The sequence below is a fragment of the Paraclostridium bifermentans genome, from assembly GCF_964259345.1.
Taxonomy (GTDB): domain Bacteria; phylum Bacillota; class Clostridia; order Peptostreptococcales; family Peptostreptococcaceae; genus Paraclostridium; species Paraclostridium bifermentans_B.
In genome coordinates, this window is the sequence record NZ_CAXVJR010000002.1 from 253684 (window position 1) to 271838 (window position 18155).

19 protein-coding genes are annotated in these 18155 nt (G+C 28.4%); 17 read left to right on the forward strand and 2 right to left on the reverse strand.

All coding sequences use genetic code 11. From position 1 onward, the window contains the following. Positions 1–154 precede the first annotated feature (154 nt). Positions 155–1867 carry a methyl-accepting chemotaxis protein gene (locus tag ACEXNK_RS05280; RefSeq protein WP_373599148.1) on the forward strand — a complete coding sequence of 571 codons (1713 nt, stop codon included), beginning with the start codon at positions 155–157 and terminating at the stop codon, positions 1865–1867. A 29-nt stretch (positions 1868–1896) separates the two neighbouring features. Here ACEXNK_RS05280 and ACEXNK_RS05285 read toward each other — a convergent pair whose 3' ends face one another. After that, on the reverse strand, positions 1897–3039 hold the full coding sequence (locus tag ACEXNK_RS05285) for an AI-2E family transporter (RefSeq protein WP_373599147.1): 1143 nt from the start codon (positions 3037–3039) through the stop codon (positions 1897–1899). Positions 3040–3225: 186 nt separating this feature from the next. On the opposite strand from ACEXNK_RS05285, the gene ACEXNK_RS05290 reads away from it, so the two are divergent. From ACEXNK_RS05290 to ACEXNK_RS05360, 15 genes are all read left to right on the forward strand, one after another. Continuing rightward, a complete protein-coding gene (locus ACEXNK_RS05290) occupies positions 3226–5001 on the forward strand; it encodes a BglG family transcription antiterminator (RefSeq protein WP_373599146.1) in 1776 nt (591 codons plus the stop codon). 115 nt (positions 5002–5116) lie between these two features. Further along, the gene (pfkB, locus tag ACEXNK_RS05295) at positions 5117–6034 is read left to right on the forward strand and encodes a 1-phosphofructokinase (RefSeq protein WP_373599145.1); all 918 of its coding nucleotides are present in this window, start codon (positions 5117–5119) and stop codon (positions 6032–6034) included. Positions 6035–6039: 5 nt separating this feature from the next. Then, a complete protein-coding gene (locus ACEXNK_RS05300; RefSeq protein ID WP_373599144.1) occupies positions 6040–7935 on the forward strand; it encodes a PTS fructose transporter subunit IIABC in 1896 nt (631 codons plus the stop codon). A gap of 131 nt (positions 7936–8066) precedes the next feature. Further along, positions 8067–8684 (forward strand): NUDIX hydrolase N-terminal domain-containing protein, encoded by a 618-nt coding sequence (locus ACEXNK_RS05305; protein ID WP_373599143.1) that lies wholly within the window; start codon positions 8067–8069, stop codon positions 8682–8684. A gap of 73 nt (positions 8685–8757) precedes the next feature. Continuing rightward, positions 8758–9474 (forward strand): class I SAM-dependent methyltransferase, encoded by a 717-nt coding sequence (locus ACEXNK_RS05310; protein ID WP_373599142.1) that lies wholly within the window; start codon positions 8758–8760, stop codon positions 9472–9474. A 49-nt stretch (positions 9475–9523) separates the two neighbouring features. Continuing rightward, positions 9524–10375 (forward strand): alpha/beta fold hydrolase, encoded by an 852-nt coding sequence (locus tag ACEXNK_RS05315; RefSeq protein ID WP_373599141.1) that lies wholly within the window; start codon positions 9524–9526, stop codon positions 10373–10375. Between the two features lie 119 nt (positions 10376–10494). Further along, positions 10495–10935 (forward strand): GNAT family N-acetyltransferase, encoded by a 441-nt coding sequence (locus tag ACEXNK_RS05320; RefSeq protein ID WP_373599140.1) that lies wholly within the window; start codon positions 10495–10497, stop codon positions 10933–10935. 119 nt (positions 10936–11054) lie between these two features. After that, positions 11055–11432, forward strand: coding sequence for a GNAT family N-acetyltransferase (locus ACEXNK_RS05325; RefSeq protein WP_373601571.1), 378 nt, complete (start codon positions 11055–11057; stop codon positions 11430–11432). A 41-nt stretch (positions 11433–11473) separates the two neighbouring features. After that, complete coding sequence (locus ACEXNK_RS05330; protein ID WP_373599139.1) at positions 11474–11998, forward strand: GNAT family N-acetyltransferase; 525 nt, start codon at positions 11474–11476, stop codon at positions 11996–11998. A gap of 12 nt (positions 11999–12010) precedes the next feature. Next, positions 12011–12298 carry a GNAT family N-acetyltransferase gene (locus ACEXNK_RS05335; RefSeq protein WP_373599138.1) on the forward strand — a complete coding sequence of 96 codons (288 nt, stop codon included), beginning with the start codon at positions 12011–12013 and terminating at the stop codon, positions 12296–12298. Continuing rightward, positions 12282–12470 (forward strand): GNAT family N-acetyltransferase, encoded by a 189-nt coding sequence (locus tag ACEXNK_RS05340; RefSeq protein WP_373599137.1) that lies wholly within the window; start codon positions 12282–12284, stop codon positions 12468–12470. The genes ACEXNK_RS05335 and ACEXNK_RS05340 overlap by 17 nt, the downstream gene beginning before the upstream one ends. A 19-nt stretch (positions 12471–12489) precedes the next feature. Continuing rightward, positions 12490–13053, forward strand: coding sequence for a GNAT family N-acetyltransferase (locus ACEXNK_RS05345; RefSeq protein ID WP_373599136.1), 564 nt, complete (start codon positions 12490–12492; stop codon positions 13051–13053). Positions 13054–13070: 17 nt separating this feature from the next. Continuing rightward, positions 13071–14039 carry a hypothetical protein gene (locus tag ACEXNK_RS05350; RefSeq protein WP_373599135.1) on the forward strand — a complete coding sequence of 323 codons (969 nt, stop codon included), beginning with the start codon at positions 13071–13073 and terminating at the stop codon, positions 14037–14039. A gap of 10 nt (positions 14040–14049) precedes the next feature. Further along, on the forward strand, positions 14050–14253 hold the full coding sequence (locus tag ACEXNK_RS05355) for a hypothetical protein (RefSeq protein ID WP_373599134.1): 204 nt from the start codon (positions 14050–14052) through the stop codon (positions 14251–14253). Positions 14254–14298: 45 nt separating this feature from the next. After that, entirely contained in the window at positions 14299–14490 is a 192-nt protein-coding gene (locus ACEXNK_RS05360) for a PspC domain-containing protein (RefSeq protein WP_373599133.1), read from the forward strand. A 70-nt stretch (positions 14491–14560) separates the two neighbouring features. On the opposite strand, the gene ACEXNK_RS05365 is transcribed toward ACEXNK_RS05360, so the two are convergent. Continuing rightward, the gene (locus ACEXNK_RS05365) at positions 14561–15133 is read right to left on the reverse strand and encodes a hypothetical protein (RefSeq protein ID WP_373601561.1); all 573 of its coding nucleotides are present in this window, start codon (positions 15131–15133) and stop codon (positions 14561–14563) included. A 396-nt stretch (positions 15134–15529) separates the two neighbouring features. Between ACEXNK_RS05365 and ACEXNK_RS05370 the strand changes: the two genes are divergently transcribed. Next, complete coding sequence (locus ACEXNK_RS05370) at positions 15530–18148, forward strand: cation-translocating P-type ATPase (protein WP_373599131.1); 2619 nt, start codon at positions 15530–15532, stop codon at positions 18146–18148. Positions 18149–18155: the final 7 nt, after the last annotated feature.

The following is an 18155-nucleotide window of genomic DNA, read 5'->3' on the forward strand; positions in this document are numbered from 1 at the left end:
CATATATAATAAATTATTTAACAGTAAAATAATTTTAAACAAAAGCTAAAGTATTATATCATACATCCGAATAAAGATATGTAGCATATTATCAGAATGACAAAAAAATAACGGTTGTGGTAGCGATTGCAAAAAAAGATAGGGAGTAAACGGTATGAAAAATTTAAAAATAGGAAGAAAATTAGGAATATGTTTTATTGTAGTAATATTAATAATGACAATTGCAAACTTTAATACATTGTCTAGCTTAAAAAAATCGGGGAATTTAAGTCATGAACTTTATGAAGGGCCATTTGTATTAGTTCAAGAAGCAGTAGGTATTAGAACTGATATAGTTGGAATATCTAGAAGAATTAATGGTGGATTTGCAGATAATGAACATGTGCAAACTAGACAATTAGTTTTAGAAGAATTTAATAATCTAGAACAAAGAATAGATAGAATACATGAAAATGTAAAAAACTCTAATGAAGATGAACAAATAGACAAAGAAATCGATGAATTAGAAGGATATGTAAAAGTTTTAAAACAAGAATATGAAAAAATATACACTGCTACACAACAACCAGGGTTCACTGGACCAATGACACAAATCGATTTAACTGGATATGCTGATGCGTTTAAGAAATGTAGTGAAATATCAGATAGTATCTATAAAGAAGCAAAAGACATTGCTCATAATTTTGATAATGGCATTACAAACTCAGTAAAAAAAGCTAGTTTTGCATCAATAGTATTAAATTTAGTAAGTGTATTAATAGGAATATTTATATGTTTATACATAACTAAGAGTCTTAAAAAGCCAATTGAAGAAATTGAAGTGGCAGCAAATAAAATGGCTGATGGAGATTTTGATATTGAAATAGAATACGAATCAAAAGATGAACTAGGATCTTTATCTGACAGTATGCGTAAAATGAGTAGCAAAACAAAAGAGATGACAAATGATGTAGTACATGTTTTAAATGAAGTATCAGAAGGAAACTTTGAAGCTGAACCAGCTGTAGAGTACATAGGAATATTTAAATACATAGAATCATCTATACATAGAATAACTAATGATTTAAGTGGTATTATGTCACAAATAAATATTGCATCACAAGAAGTAGAATCAGCATCAGAACAAGTTGCAAGTGGAGCACAAATTTTATCACAAGGAACAACAGAACAAGCAAGCTCAATAGAAGAATTATCTGCAACTATTATGGAAGTATCTGAAAAAATTAAAGGTACAGCAGAAAATGCTCAAAGAGCAAATGATTTAATGGATAGTTCTAGTGAACAAATTAAAGTTGGAAATGAACAAATGAATCAAATGGTTAATGCTATGGAAGAAATATCTAACTCATCTAATGAAATAGGAAGAATTATAAAAACAATAGATGACATAGCATTCCAAACTAATATATTAGCACTTAACGCAGCAGTTGAAGCAGCACGTGCAGGAGAAGCAGGTAAGGGATTTGCCGTTGTGGCTGACGAAGTAAGGAACTTAGCTGCAAAATCAGCAGAAGCTGCTAAAAATACAGCAACACTTATAGAAAACTCAATAGAGGCAGTTGAAAGAGGAACTAACATTGTAGACAATACAGCTAAATCTCTTCAAAGTATAATAGAAACAACTAAGCAAACAACTCAAGTAGTTGATGATATAGCTAAAACATCAGACGAAGAGGCTGTTGCTATAAATCAAGTTACATTAGGAATAAATCAAATATCAGATGTAGTTCAAAATAACTCGGCAACATCAGAAGAAAGTGCAGCAGCTAGTGAAGAATTAAGTGGACAAGCTCAAATGTTAAGAAATCTTATTCAAAACTTTAAATTAAAAGATACGAATAATCATGATAAAGAACTAAATTTTTAATAAATAAGAAATAGACTAGAGCATATGCTCTAGTCTATTTCTTTTATTTCACAAGATTGTATTTTTTCTTTTTTCTTTTCAATATATCTATTAACATATATTAGTATAACTCCTGTAACAGGAACTGATAACATCATACCTATAAATCCTGTATACTTACCAGCAAGTGTTACAGCTAGTATTGTAAATATAGGAGGCACTCCAACTTGTTTACCAACAAAATGAGGCTCAAGAACAGCACTTTCTAATTGTTGAACTAAAATCATAACAATTAAAACTATTAAAGCTTTATCAAACGAGAAGAATAAGTTTATAAACGTTGCAACTATAGTACCTATTATAGGTCCAAAGAATGGAATCATATTTGTTACACCTATAATTATACCTACAAAAAGTGGATAATGAGACTTTAATGCAAATAGTATTATAGTACATATTGTTCCATATATTAATGAGTCTATAGCTTTAGCGATTATATACGAACCTATATTTTTATCAAGTATTTTACCGAATTCTTTAGTTTTTAAATAAAGCTTTCCAAATAAACATAAAGCTAAATCATCAGCTATTTGAATACTTTTCTCCTTAGATAACAGTAAGTATACAGATATAACTATACCTAAGAATATATTTACAGTATAAGATACAAGAACACCAATTAACTCTAAAAGTGCTTGGCTAAGACCACCTGCAATAGCTGTAGCCCCAGGTATTAAAGTTTTTGATATGAAATCTTTTATCTGTACTGCAGTTTCTGGATTTTTTATATCCAAATTAAAGTTTTTAAATACAGTATTTAACACATCTTCTATATCACTTACACTATGAGGCATAAATGCATATATGTCAGCTATATTAGTTTGTATAATTGGAACTACATAAAGCCATGTAAATATTAAAGCAACTAAAAGTATTCCATAAATTAATAAAACACTAATACCCCTTTTAAGTTTAAATTTCTTTTGTAAATACACCATTGGTTTATTAAGGATATATGCTATTAAAAATCCTATAATAAATGGAGTTAATACACCATAAATTATTTCTACATTTGTTTTTATAAATGACCAAATGTTATTGTAATTCTTAAGAAGTACAACACCTATAAAAAACACTGCTATAGCTATTATATATCTTAATGATTTTGAAACTTCATCTAAAAACCTACCCATAAATCTCTCCTTAAATTTATAATTTATCAATATTTATGTAGTATAACATTATTAATAGAAATTTTAAATATATATTTAAAAATATAACAGATACTTTACATTTACTATATTTGAATTGAAAGTATAATAAATAATGTAGTAAAATAAAGATTAGTTATTAAACAATTAAGATAAGGGTTGATAAAGTTGGAGTATATTTTAAATGCAAGACAAATCAAAATACTTAAGATATTAAAAAATAGTACTCAGCCTATAAGTAGTAAAGCATTAGCACAAGATATAGGTTGCTCAACAAAGACTATTCAAGTAGAAGTTAAAAATTTAAATTCAACATTTGAAGATATAAATATAGATTCAATAAGAGGTATTGGATATAAATTAGTGGGAGATACAAGTTCTATAAATTTTATAGATAATAAAATTGATGAAAATGATATAGATAGAGTAAGCTATATATTAAAACGTATATTATTACTTTATAAAGATAAAACATTAAAAATTGAAAGTTTAGCAGATGAAATGTATGTAAGTTTATCTACTATAAAAAATGATTTAAAAGAAGTTAAAGACATCCTTAAAGAATATAATTTAAAAATAGTATCAAAACATAAACTAGGAATAGGTATTGAAGGAGAGTTAAAGAATATTAAAAAATGTATATTAGAAAGTAGCCTAAAGTATGATGACATAAATCTTGATGACTTTTTTACTAATAATATAAAAGAAAGTATAAACTCTATAAGAAGTGAAATACTATATAATCTAGAAAAAGAGAATATAATATTTACAGATTATGAATTTAACAATATGTTTAATTACATACTAATATCTTTATCTCTTGAAAATAAAATTGACTATAAAGAATATATTAAAGAGTATATAAAATATTATAAAGATAAGATTAGTAAAGAACACAGTAAAGATTATCAACAAAAGATAAGAAATTCTATAGATAAATTTACTAAAAACTTGAAACTAGCAACATCTATAGACTTAACAAAAGATGATATTTTTAAAGAATATTTATATAGACATATAAGTAGCTTTTGTATTAAAAAAGAACTTAATATAAATCATCAAAGCATAATGGCTAAAGATATAAAAAGTAAATACCCTTTTGCCTTTGAACTTGCAACGATAGCAAAAACTACACTAGAAGAAGATTTAGCGATAGATATAGATGAAAGTGAAACTGCAAATATAGCAATACATATAGGTGGTGCACTTCAAAGAACTAATTATAGTGAAAATGAAAGAGTGTTAAAAACTATAATAGTATGTGCATCTGGAGTTGGAACTTCGATGCTTATAAAAGCTAAATTAGAAGCTAAGTTTGACAAAAAACTTGAAATATTAAAGGTAATACCATCATACTTAATAGATTATGTAAAAGTTTTAGATATAGATTTTATAATAACTACTGTACCTTTAAATATAGAAAATATACCAGTTATAAAAGTATCACCATTTTTAGATGATAAAGAAATAAAAATAATAGAAAAGTTTATAGAAACAGGAAATATATATTACAATATAAACTTATCAGATATATTTGAAAGTGATTTATTCTTTACTGATTTAGATTTTACTGATAAATATGATGTAATTAATTACATGTCACAAAAATTATTAGAAAAAAGTTATATAGATGAAGAAATGAAAAACTCTTATATAGATAGAGAAAAAATAGCTACAACAGAAATAGGAAACATGGTAGCTATACCTCATGGAGCTAAAGGTAAGGTCTATAAAAATGCTATTGCTATAGGAATACTAAAAAATCCTATATCTTGGGAAGTAGGACAAGTAAGATTGGTAGTTATGCTTTGTATAGAAAAGGAAAGTGTACTAAATTACGAAGAACTATTTTCAAATATATATAAAAGAATAGACTCTATTGCCAAGGTAATAAGTATATGCGAATCTAAAAAATACGATAAGTTTATAGCAATGTTTAAATAATTAAATAATAAAAACCGACAAATTTCTCTTTTAACTAAGAGAAATTTTTTGTCTTTTAGGAAAATGTATTCAAAGGTATTATAAGTATATAAGATAACACTAACGAGGTGATAACATGATTTACACAGTAACACTTAATCCATCTATAGATTATGTAATAAAGTTAGATAGTCTAAAAAATGGTGGAGTAAATAGAACAAAAGAGGAATACGTATACCCAGGAGGTAAGGGAATAAACGTATCAACTATATTAAAAGAATTAGGACACAACAACAAAGCATTAGGTTTTGTTAGTGGATTTACAGGAGCATATATAAAAGATACTTTAAGAAATAAAGGTTTAGAAGAAGACTTTATAAACTTAGAAAATGGATTTACAAGAATAAATGTTAAAGTAAAAAGTGATGAAGAAACAGAAATAAATGGACAAGGGCCAAGTATAGATGAAGAAAGTTTAAATAAGCTATACGAGAAACTTGATAGCCTTAAAGAAAACGATATATTAGTTTTGGCAGGTAGTATACCAAACACTTTAAACTCTGACCTTTATGAAAACATAATGAAAAGGTTAGAAAATAAAAATATAAAAATAGTAGTAGATGCAACCAAAGATTTATTAATGAATGTTTTAAAGCATAAACCATTTTTAATAAAACCAAACAACCATGAATTAGAAGAGTTATTTGGTGTTAAGTTAGAAACTACGGAGGATATAATAACTTACGCTAGAAAGTTAAAAGAAATGGGTGCTAAAAATGTATTAGTATCTAGAGGAAAAGACGGAGCATTGCTAATAACAGAAGACGATAAAGTTCTTTTAAGCAATGTAGCTAAAGGACAAGTTAAAAACTCAGTAGGTGCAGGAGATTCTATGGTAGCAGGATTTATAGCAGGATACTTAAACTCTAATAGCTATGAAGAAGCACTAAAGCTAGGGGCCGCTAGTGGAGGAGCAACAGCTTTTTCTAATGATTTAGCAACTAAAGAATATATATACACTTTAATAGATGAAATAAAAATAGAAGGGAGATAATACTTATGAGAATCGTAGATTTAATAGATAAAAAATCAATAGATCTTAACTTAAGAGCAAAAGATAAAAGTGATGCAATAGATAAGTTAGTAGATTTAGTAAATAACAGTGGAAATTTAAATGACAGATTAGAATATAAAGAAGCTATAATAGCTCGTGAAAATCAAAGTACAACAGGAATAGGAGAAGGTATAGCTATACCTCATGCTAAAACTAAAGCAGTTAAAAATGCATGCTTAGGAGCTGCAGTTTCTACAAAAGGTGTAGATTATGAATCATTTGATGGAAGTCTATCGCATTTATTCTTTATGATAGCAGCTCCAGAAGGTGCTAATAATACTCACTTAGAAGTACTATCAAGATTATCTACAATACTTATGGATGAAGAATTTAGAAATAAGTTAATGAATGCTAAGAATGAAGATGAGTTTTTAAACTTAATAGATTATAAGGAAAGAGAAAAGTTTCCTGAAGAAGAAAAGGAAGAAGTTGTAGAAATTAAAGAAACTTCAGATTCTAAATATCCTAAAGTATTAGCAGTTACAGCTTGTCCAACAGGAATTGCACATACGTTTATGGCAGCAGAAAGTTTAAATAAACAAGCCGATAAGATGGGAGTTAGTATAAAGGTAGAAACTAATGGTTCATCTGGTGCTAAGAATATATTAACTAAAGAAGAAATAGAAAATGCAACTGCAATAATAGTAGCAGCTGATAAAAAAGTTGATATGGCTAGATTTGACGGAAAGAAAGTCATAATAACTAAGGTTGCAAACGGAATACACAAGGCAGAAGAGTTAATAACTAAAGCTCAAAATGGAGATGCTCCAATATACAATCATAGTGGAAATATAGAAACTAAAGAAGAAGAAAGTGATGAAACTGCTTTTAGAAAAGTATATAAACACTTAATGAACGGGGTATCAAACATGCTACCATTCGTTGTAAGTGGAGGTATATTAATAGCATTAGCCTTCCTACTTGACGATTACGCTATAGACCCAGCTCACTTTGGATCTAATACTCCTTTAGCAGCATTCTTTAAATCTATAGGAGATACTGCTTTTGGATTTATGTTACCAGTACTAGCGGGATATATTGCATATAGTATAGCTGATAGACCAGCTTTAGTAGTAGGTTTTGTTGGAGGAGCCATGGCAAATGCTGGTGGTTCAGGTTTCTTAGGTGCATTACTTGCCGGTTTTATAGCAGGATATTTAGTAGTAGGACTTAAGAAAGTATTTAGTGTATTACCAGATTCATTAGATGGTATAAAACCAGTTTTATTATATCCTTTATTCGGAACACTTTTAATGGGTATTATAATGACATTTGTAGTAATACCTCCAGTAGCAGCTTTAAATGCAGGAATAACTAATTTCTTAAATGGACTTGGTACAAGTTCTAAGCTAATACTTGGTTTAGTATTAGGTGGAATGATGGCAATAGACATGGGTGGACCTATAAATAAGGCAGCTTATGTGTTTGGTGTTGCTGCACTAGATTCAGGACAATATGAGATAATGGCAGCAGTTATGGCTGGTGGTATGGTACCTCCTTTAGCTATAGCACTTGCTACTACTTTCTTTAAAAATAGATTCACTAAAGAACAACAAGAATCAGGTAAGGTTAATTATGTTATGGGATTATCATTTATAACAGAAGGTGCGATACCTTTTGCAGCGGCAGATCCGCTAAAAGTTATACCAGCTTGTGTTGTAGGTTCTGCAACTGCAGGAGCTTTAAGTATGATGTTTAATGCAACTCTTAGAGCACCACATGGTGGAATATTCGTTGTACCAGTTGTTGGAAATCCTTTAGGATACTTAGCAGCGATTGCTACAGGGTCTGTTGTTGGAATGGTGCTTTTAGCAGTACTTAAAAAACCTATAAACGAATAAATGTAGATATAGAATGTCTTCGGTTGGCTCCGCGCTAAAATCCAAAGACATTCTTTTTTTAACTTAAAAAGCGTTCCTTTTGATATTCTGATATAATTAACTTAATAATTTACTGACTAGGGGGATTTACTATGCAGTCAAAGTGGATAAAGTGGGCTAGTGAGATGCAGTCTATAGCTCAGGCTGGGTTAGCTTATTCAAAGGATAAGTATGATTTAGATAGGTTTAATCAGTTAAAAGATTTATCTCAAGAGATAATAAGTGAGTATACAGATGTTGAGGTTGAGAAGGTTAGGAATTTATTTGATAGCGAAGTTGGATATTTAACTCCTAAGGTTGATGTAAGAGGGGCTGTAATAAAAGATAATAAGATTTTATTAGTAAAAGAAAGTAACGATGGGTTGTGGAGTATGCCTGGTGGTTGGGCAGATGTTAATTTGTCTGTATCAGAAAATATAATTAAAGAAGCTAAGGAAGAAGCAGGTGCTGATATAATTCCAAAAAAATTAGTTGCAGTATTAGATCGAAATAAACACAATAAACCAGTTTCAATACAAAGTATTTATAAGATATTTGTACTGTGTGATTTTGTTGATGGAGATTTTGAGGAAAATACGGAAACGGAAGCAAGCCAGTTTTTTGAATTAGATAAGTTACCTAGTTTATCAGAAGCTAGGAATACTAAAGAACAAATTAATATGTGTTTTGATGCATATCACAAAGAAGATTTTGAAGCAATATTTGATTAAAGATACTAATCCTAAAGCATAAGAGTAAGTTATGTTTTAGGATTTTTTATTTATTTATTAAGGAGTGAGAGTTATGAGTGAAGATTTGAAGAATTATTTAGATAATATAAAAAAGCCTTGGGGAGTTTTATTTTATAAGATGGTTTGGAAGCAGTTGTCTTGGGCTAAAGGTATGAAAATTTTAGATTTTGGAAGTGGGTTTGGAATAACGTCAAATTATTTAGCTAAAGAAAATGAAGTTATAGCTATTGAACCAAATGAAGCGATGGTAAATATGAGAGAGCAAGAAAATGACTATACTCAAATAGTTGGAGATATCGAAAAACTAAAGGAACTAGAAGGTGAAAAATTTGATTTAGTTATTTGTCATAATGTTTTAGAGTATGCAAATGAACGAGAGGATATAGTTAGGCAACTTGTTAGAGTACTTAAAAAAAATGGGAAGCTTTCAATTGTAAAACATAATCATACTGGAAGGATAATGCAAAAAGTTATATTTGAAAATAATGTAGATGAAGCTTTATCGTTATTAGATGGTGGAGATATTGAAGTTATGAATTTTGGCAAGGTAAATTATTACTATAATGATGAAATTTTAAAATGGGAAATTAATCTTAAGATAGATAAAACTTATGGAGTAAGGACATTTTGGGGACTACAGCAAAATAATGAAATTAAATCAGAGAAAAGTTGGCAAGAGAAAATGTTTGAAGTTGAGAAAAAAGTTTGTGAAATAGAGGAATACAAGAATATATCGTTCTTTAATCATATTATATTTATTAAAGATTGATACAAGTTTTATAAAAAATTAAACGAATATTAGTTTAAATGGAGGTATTATGGACGGATATATAGTAGATGATTATGGCAAGATTTTTTATAGAGTAGTAGGAGAAGGAAAGCCTATTTTATTTATTCACGGAGGACCAGGTTTAACGCATGATTATTTCATACCTTATTTACTTGATTTAGAAAAATCAAACAATAAATTAATCTTTTTTGACCAAAGAGGGAATGGATTATCTTCATATTTAGTTAATGATGAACATATAAATATAAGTCAATTTACACAAGATATTGAAACTTTAAGAAAAAAATTAAGTATTGAAAAGATGGTATTACTAGGACACTCAATGGGGACTTTCTTTGCGCTAGACTATGCTAAAAAGTTTCCTCAAAATGTTGATAAGCTAATATTGTCAAATGCCACACCTATGGACTTAGACAACTTTAAAAAAATGAATAATAACATAATAGAAAACACATCTCAATATAGTGAACAATTAAATGAAATATCAAATAGCTTAGAATTTAAAAATTATGATAGTGAATCATTAAAAAAATATTTGATGTTGCTTAATAAAGCTAGTTTCTTTGATGAAAGGCTAGTATGCAATTTATTTGAAAATGTGACTATAACAAAAGAGTTTATGAATAATTTTCAGTTTATAAACAATCGAATACTAAATCAATATTTAAATCAAATAAGTAATTATAAAATAGATGATATAATGATACCTACTTTAATCTTAAATACTGAGTATGACTTTATACCAATTGAGTCGAGTGAATATATAAAAAATAGAATAATGAACTGTACAGTTAAAACTATATATAACTCAGGACATTATCCTTTTATAGAAAAAACAAAAGAATTTATAAGTGAAATAAATCAGTTTGTAGGAGATTAGTCTAGGAATCTTATATTTTAGGAGGAATTAATATTAATAAGTCAAATAAAGTTATATTAAAAGTTCCATTAGTTGAAGAATTGTCATATAGAAAGTTTATTTTAAATGATAAAAGCACTATGAGTTACAACAAGGGTTGTGATGAATTTGATGGATATAATACTGAAACTGGATGTATTGAGTTTAATGAAAGTAAGTGGGAAGAATGGTTTTTAAAATGGGTTAATAATGATGATAAAAGATATTACGCATATATTATTCGATTAGATGAAAATATTCCTGTAGGAGATGTTGCACTTTATTATGATGACAATGAAAAAGGATATTGTATTAGCATTGTAATTGAGTATAAATATAGAGGCTATGGTTATAGTAAAGAAGCATTAGAGCTATTATTAGAAGTTGCGTTTAATGAGTTAAATGCAGAAAAAGTATTTGATAACTTCCCCAAAGAAAGAAAATCAGCAGAAAAACTTTTTAATAACCTAGGATTTAAAAGGGTATCGGATGAGATAGTAGAATTATTAAAAGCTGATTATGAAAATAATGCTGTTGAATAAATAGACAATGCTATTTTAAGGAGGGGGTAAGTATAGATTTTGATAAATATAGACTTAAGAGTTTAACAGAAGAATCATTAAAGTTCATATGTTCTTGGAAGTATGAAAAACCATATGACATATATAATTTAGACTTAAATGAATACTTGAAAAATAGTTGTTCTTGGGGTGTAGAGCAATTTGTTTTAGAAGGAGATGGGAGTGTAATTGCATATGTTTCATGTCAAATAATTAATGAAAATATGTGGATAGGATGGTCTTTGAAACCTGATCTATGTGGAAAAGGAATAGGAAAAAAATTTGTGGACAAATGCATAAATGAAATTATAGAACTTAAAAAGTATAACAAGAATGAAGTGTTTTTAAAGGTAATCAACTGGAATAAGAGGGCTATAAGAACTTATGAAAAATCAGGATTTAAATACTACGATAAACTTATACGAATTGAAGATGATAAGTCGAGTGAGTATTTTATTATGAAAATTGATATTAATTAACGCTATTTGGGAGAAATGAAAATTGAATTAGGGGGGAATTTATGAATAGAGATTTGAATTTACATGTACCTTTATTTGAAGAACTTGATTATAGACAAAACTTATTATCACAAAGTGATACTATGTCTTATAACAAAGGTTATGAACTTGAAATGGAAAACTACAATAATGAAACAGGATGTATAGATTTTAGAAGTGAATACTGGGATGAATGGTATCATAGATGGATTAATAAAGGACCAGACAAGTTTTATGCATATATAAAAGATGAAATTGGGGGAGCTTTTGTTGGAGAAGTGAGTTTTCGTTATGAAAGTAGTAATAATGCTCATTGTATTGGAATAGTTATTGAGAATAAACATAGAGGCAAGGGGTATTGTAAGAAAGGATTAACTTTACTTTCAGAGAAAGCATTTATGGATTTAGGAGTAGATAAGCTGAGAAATGATATTCCTGTAGATAGGGTATTTGCAATAAAGGGGCATAAGAAAGCTGGGTTTAAAGAAATATGTGTTGAGAATGGGATTTGTGTACTTGAGCTATCAAAAGAAGATTATATAAAATAAAGGAGGTTGAATATGTATTTTAAAAAACTTATTGGAGAAAAAGTATATTTATCGCCAATTGATAAAAATGATTATCTTAAATATACAGAGTGGATAAATGATATGGATGTTGCTATAGGTATGACTTTTGCAAGTATGTTAATTGATGAAGAAACTGAAAAAAGTGTTTTAGAGAGATTATCGAAAGCACCATTTAATTTTGCTATTATTCTTAAAGATACAGACCAAGTTATAGGTAATGTTGGTTTTCCAAATTTAGATTATGTTAACCGTGCTGGCGAAGTTGACATACTCATTTAACACACAGGCATTAAAGTGTTATGAAAAAGTAGGGTTTAGAGTAGTTGGAAATTTAAGAGAATGTAAAATCATTGGAGGAGAAAAATATGATGAGGTATATATGGATATATTAGCAAAAGAATTTAAATCTCCATATATAGTATCAGTTTTAAAAAATAAGATTAATTCATAGTAAAAAGGGGGAGAAATATATGAATCATAAAGGAACGATACGTATAGAAACTGAAAATTTAATCTTGAGGAAATTCAAATTATCAGATGCAGATGCTATGTATAGAAACTGGGCAAGTGATGAAGAGGTTACGAAATTTCTGACTTGGGGACCTATTGATGATATTGCGATAGCGGAAAGTGTCATAAATGAATGGATAGAAGGATATGACAATGAAAATTTCTATCAATGGGCTATAGTAGTAAAGGAAAATAAAGATGAACCTATAGGATGCATAAGCATTGTACGTCAAGATGAAGCAATAGGGATGGTTCATGTGGGATATTGTATAGGAAAAAAGTGGTGGAACAAAGGAATTACGTCAGAAGCACTAGAAGCTTTAATCAAATTTTTTATAACAGAAGTAAAAGCAAATCGTATAGAATCAAGACATGACCCAATTAATGAAAACTCAGGAAAAGTAATGCTAAAATGTGGTATGAAGTATGAAGGAACTATGAGAAAAGCAGATATAAATAATCAAGGAATTTGTGATTATTCTATGTATGCTATACTTTCAGAAGATTATATAGAGAATAATTAAATAAAGGGGATTGGTTTATGAGTTCAATAATAGCCATATCTAGCAAAGTAGCCAATTATGTATTTCATATGTTATCTGTAGCTAAATGTGGATACAATAACGATTATGGAAATAAATACAAAAAAATTCACTCTAAGTATGACTTAGATATATTAAAGAAAAATGAAAAATATATAACTGTATGTGGAGGAGAACACTGCGGAAAATTATATAGTATTTGTGTTTGTATTCCAGCTTCTCTTAATGAAGATAAATTAATAGATTATTATAAAGGGTTAAATGATTTATTTAAAAATAAGAATCTAAAAAGGCATGAATCAAACTATACAGAACTATATAATGAAATATTCTCATGTGAAAGCTTAGATATAAATAAAAAATCTCATATTGAGTTTTACAATTCTTTTATACATCTTGAAAAAGAAATAATAGAAATATCTGAAGTTATGATTAACAACTATAATATATACGTTGAAAAAGTATGGAATCATTCTGAGAAAGAAATTAGTTTTAATATAAATGAGTTAAATAAGATATTTTCAAAACATAACTATACTGATATATGGGAAAAAGAATTGGGTTATAAATACAAGTACGATAATTTCTACGCTGTTATATGTAATTCTATAGATAATGGACCTCAAGCAATAAACATATCTCATAATAAAAATATTTTAGGAACAATAAATGATAATGTAGCAATGTCTAAACTTATTAGTCATGAGTTTGGAATTTATATATTTAAGGATATATTACTTGACTTAGGAATTTTTAATGATTCTAACATATTATTCTATTATAAATATTTTGAAGCTATAGCTGAATATTACAACCAATTAGTATGTGGTGGGTGCGGATGTTTTGATAGATTTAATGAATATATTGATTTTTATAAAAGTTTAAAAAATGAAAATCCTGAAATTAGTCCTAAAGAGATGTTTATAAAGGCAGTAGAATTATTTGAGGGATGTAAATTAGGGTGTTAGGAGCAACAAAATGAAAGAAAATAGAATTTGTCCTAAATGTAATTCTAATAAAGTTGTAGAAATCGAAGATAAAGCTGGAATTTACCAGATATATATTGGTAAATTTAAAATGATACCAACATGTAGGCGTGTATGCTGTGAATGTGGATATATTGAAGAAAGATGGGTTAAAAACAAAGAAGATTTAGAAAAAATATATGATATGTATAACTAACTAACTAACTAACTAACTAATTGTATTAAACTAGGGGGATGATATATGAAAGATAAGATGTATTTTTCTGAAACAGATGCTAAAATAGCAGGAGTATGTGGAGGCATTTCTGAGTTTTTTGGATTCAATTCAACAACACTTAGAGTAGTATTTGTAATATTTGCACTAATAGATGGTATAAGTATATTTTTGTACATAGCACTAATATTTTTAATGCCTAAACGAAACTTTAATTAAATACATTAAAAACAAAAGTAAAGTCCTTAGAAATTTAAGGACTTTTATTATAGAAAATTATTTGAATGTATTACTTACTTTTAGGATTATACTTTTTTACATAATAAACAATCATTAAAAATGCAGCACTCATTGCATACATCATATCTTGCATAGTATCCTTAAGCCCACCAGACTGTGTAGTCATATTTAAAAACTGATCAAGTAAATACTCTGCTATTTCACATACACCTGACACTCCTAAACTAAAGAAAAATATTACTATAAAAAATAATAACCTATCAAGTGAGTTTCTAGGAGGCGTTACAAAAATATATTTTAGGATATTCCAGCATATCTTAACAGTTATAAAACCACTTATAAAATGCAAAACACTATCATAAGGTTTAAAAATATCATACATTCCATAACATGACCCTACTAAAAATGATGCTACTATGAATAAGTTTCCTATTATATACAAAGGAGTATCTATTACATTAAAGTTTTTAAAATAAAATTTGCATATAACATAAGTTATAGCTAATGATATAAAACTTATTAAAGCTTTTGTATTATCTCCTTTAAACAAAAAATAGACTACTGAAAAAATATATATTAAATAAAGTAACCACTTAAATCTTTTCAAATTTTTAGTACTCATAAAATAACCTTCCTTTTAAGAATTTATCATTAGTATGTGTAGTTTTTCTTAATATATTAAACTTAAAAATTGAAAGCGTTTTATGTTAAGAGTATGTTAAATGCTTTAAAATATGTTGCAAAAAAATATAGGAGTAATATAATATAAGTATAAATAAAGAGTACTCCTTGAAGGGGAGTAGCTTTCGCATTAGCGATAATCAATCGTCAATTTCGGATTCCTAATCTCGGTATCCCGGTTGATTAGCGAGATAAAACCTTGTTAGCGAGACCTTCAAGTAAACTTTACTGACCATAAAGTTTGCTTGACGGTCTTTTTTACGTCTTAGAGACTTTTAATAAATGACTAAAAGATCAAAGCGAGTGTTTTATTTAAATAAACTATTCGGAGGTAAGTATGTTTTATAAAAAAAGTATCGATGAAACATTAAACCAATTAAAATCTAGTTTAGAGGGTTTAAGTTCAGACACAGCAAAAAATTTACTAACAACACATGGATACAATGAACTTAAGGAAAAGGTAAAAATACCAACATGGAAATTATTTTTAGAAACGTTTAAAGATCCACTAGTAATTATATTATTAATAGCAGCATTAGTTCAGGTGTTCTTAGGAGAAGGTACAGAAAGTTTAATAATATTTGCAGTTATAGCACTAAACTCTGTATTATCAGTAGTTCAAACTAAAAAAGCAGAAGGATCTTTGGAGAGTCTTAAAAAACTATCAGTTCCTAATGCAAAAATTATAAGAGACGGAATAAAAGTTACAGTTCCTTCAAGAGATATAGTTCCTGGAGATATAGTAATATTAGAGGCTGGGGATTATGTACCAGCAGACGGTAGAGTAATAGAATCCCAAAACTTAAAAGTAGTAGAGGGGATGCTTACTGGAGAAGCAGAACCTGTTCTAAAACATGAAGATTTAATAAATGAAGAGGTAGCATTAGGAGATCAAAAGAATATGGTCTTTAGTGGTTCTATGGTAGTTTATGGAAGAGGATTATATGTAGTTACAAAAACTTCTATGGATACTGAAATGGGTAAAATTGCAGATTTACTTGAAAATGCAGAAAATAAACAAACACCACTTCAAGTTAAATTAGATGAATTTAGTAAGAAACTTGGTGTATGGATAGTAGCATTAGCAGCATTAATATTTGGTATAGAAGTATTAAGAGGTGGAGATGTAGTAAACTCATTTATGTTTGCAGTAGCTATAGCAGTTGCAGCTATACCAGAAGCTCTATCTTCTATAGTTACAATAGTACTTGCAGTTGGAACAAACTCTATGGCTAAAAAACAAGCTATAGTAAGAAAGTTACCAGCAGTTGAAACACTAGGTTCTACAAGCGTTATATGTACAGATAAAACTGGAACATTAACTCAAAATAAAATGACAGTTGTAGATACTTATGTATATAACCCACAAAAAGCTTTAGTAGAAGAAGATTATTTAGAGTTAGCACCAACAAAAGAAATATCATTACAAGAAAGCTATCTAGTATTAGGATGTTCACTTTGTAATGACTCTGATGTAACAAGCGAAGGTGTAGAAATAGGAGACCCAACAGAAATAGCACTTATGAATTATGCTAATAAAGTTGGATTTGATTATCAAGAAATAAGAGAAATAAATGAAAGACTGAGTGAATTACCATTTGATAGTGATAGAAAACTTATGTCAACAGTCAACAAAATAGAAGACGAAGCAGTTATGTTTACTAAAGGAGCACCGGATATAGTGTTTAGTAGATGTAAATATGCATTAGTTGGAGATGAAGTAGTTAAAGTAAATAATGAAATAATAAATGAATACAAAAAAATGAATGAAGAATTTTCTAATAAAGCTCTAAGAGTTTTAGCATTTGCTACTAAGCGTGTAAATGATGAAAACTTTATTCCAAGTATAGATGATGAAAAAGATTTAACATTAATTGGACTTACTGCAATGATAGACCCACCAAGAGAAGAGGTTTATGAAGCAGTTGAAAATGCAAGGAAATCTGGTATAAAAACTGTTATGATAACAGGAGATCATAAGACAACAGCAAAAGCAATAGCATTAGATATAGGTATATTTGAAGATGGAGATTTAGCACTTACTGGTAGTGAATTAGATGCTTTAAGTGACAAAGAATTAGATGAAAAACTAGAGCACATATCAGTATACGCAAGAGTTTCTCCAGAAAATAAAATAAGAATAGTAAAAGCTTGGCAAAGAAAAGGTAAAGTTTGTGCTATGACAGGTGATGGTGTTAATGATGCACCAGCATTAAAACAAGCAGATATCGGTATAGGTATGGGTAGTGGTACAGAAGTTGCAAAAGATGCATCTGATATGGTTTTAGTAGATGATAACTTTGCTACTATAGTAAAAGCAGTAGAAGTAGGTAGAACAGTTTACACAAATATTAAAAAGTCTATAATGTATTTATTCTCTGGAAATTTAGGAGGAATAATAGCTATATTATTTGCAGTATTTGCAAGTTTACCAAATCCATTTACAACTATACAATTACTATTTATAAACTTAGTAACAGACTCATTACCAGCAATAGCACTTGGACTTGAAAAGCCTGAAAAAGGTGTTATGAATAATCCTCCAAGAAACAAAGATGAAGGAATATTTTCAAAGGATGCTATAAGATTTGTTATAACTAGAGGATTTATAATAGGATTAGTTACAATAGCTGCTCAATTAATAGGTATGAAGCATTCAGCAGAACTTGGGGTAGCAATGGCGTTTGCAACACTTACATTATCTAGAATACTTCAAACTTTTGCTGCAAGATCAAACTCACAAACGATATTTGAACTAGGATTTAAGAGTAATAAGTATGTATTAGGTGCAGTAGTTGTATGTTTAGGAATGTTCTCATTAACATTACTTCCATTTATGAGAGAAGTATTTACAATGCCAGCTACATTTAATTTAACAGCGCTTCTTACTTGTTTTGGATTAGCTTTAGTTTCAACAGGATTAATGGAAGCTAGCAAATTTATAAATAAAAAATAATTAAATA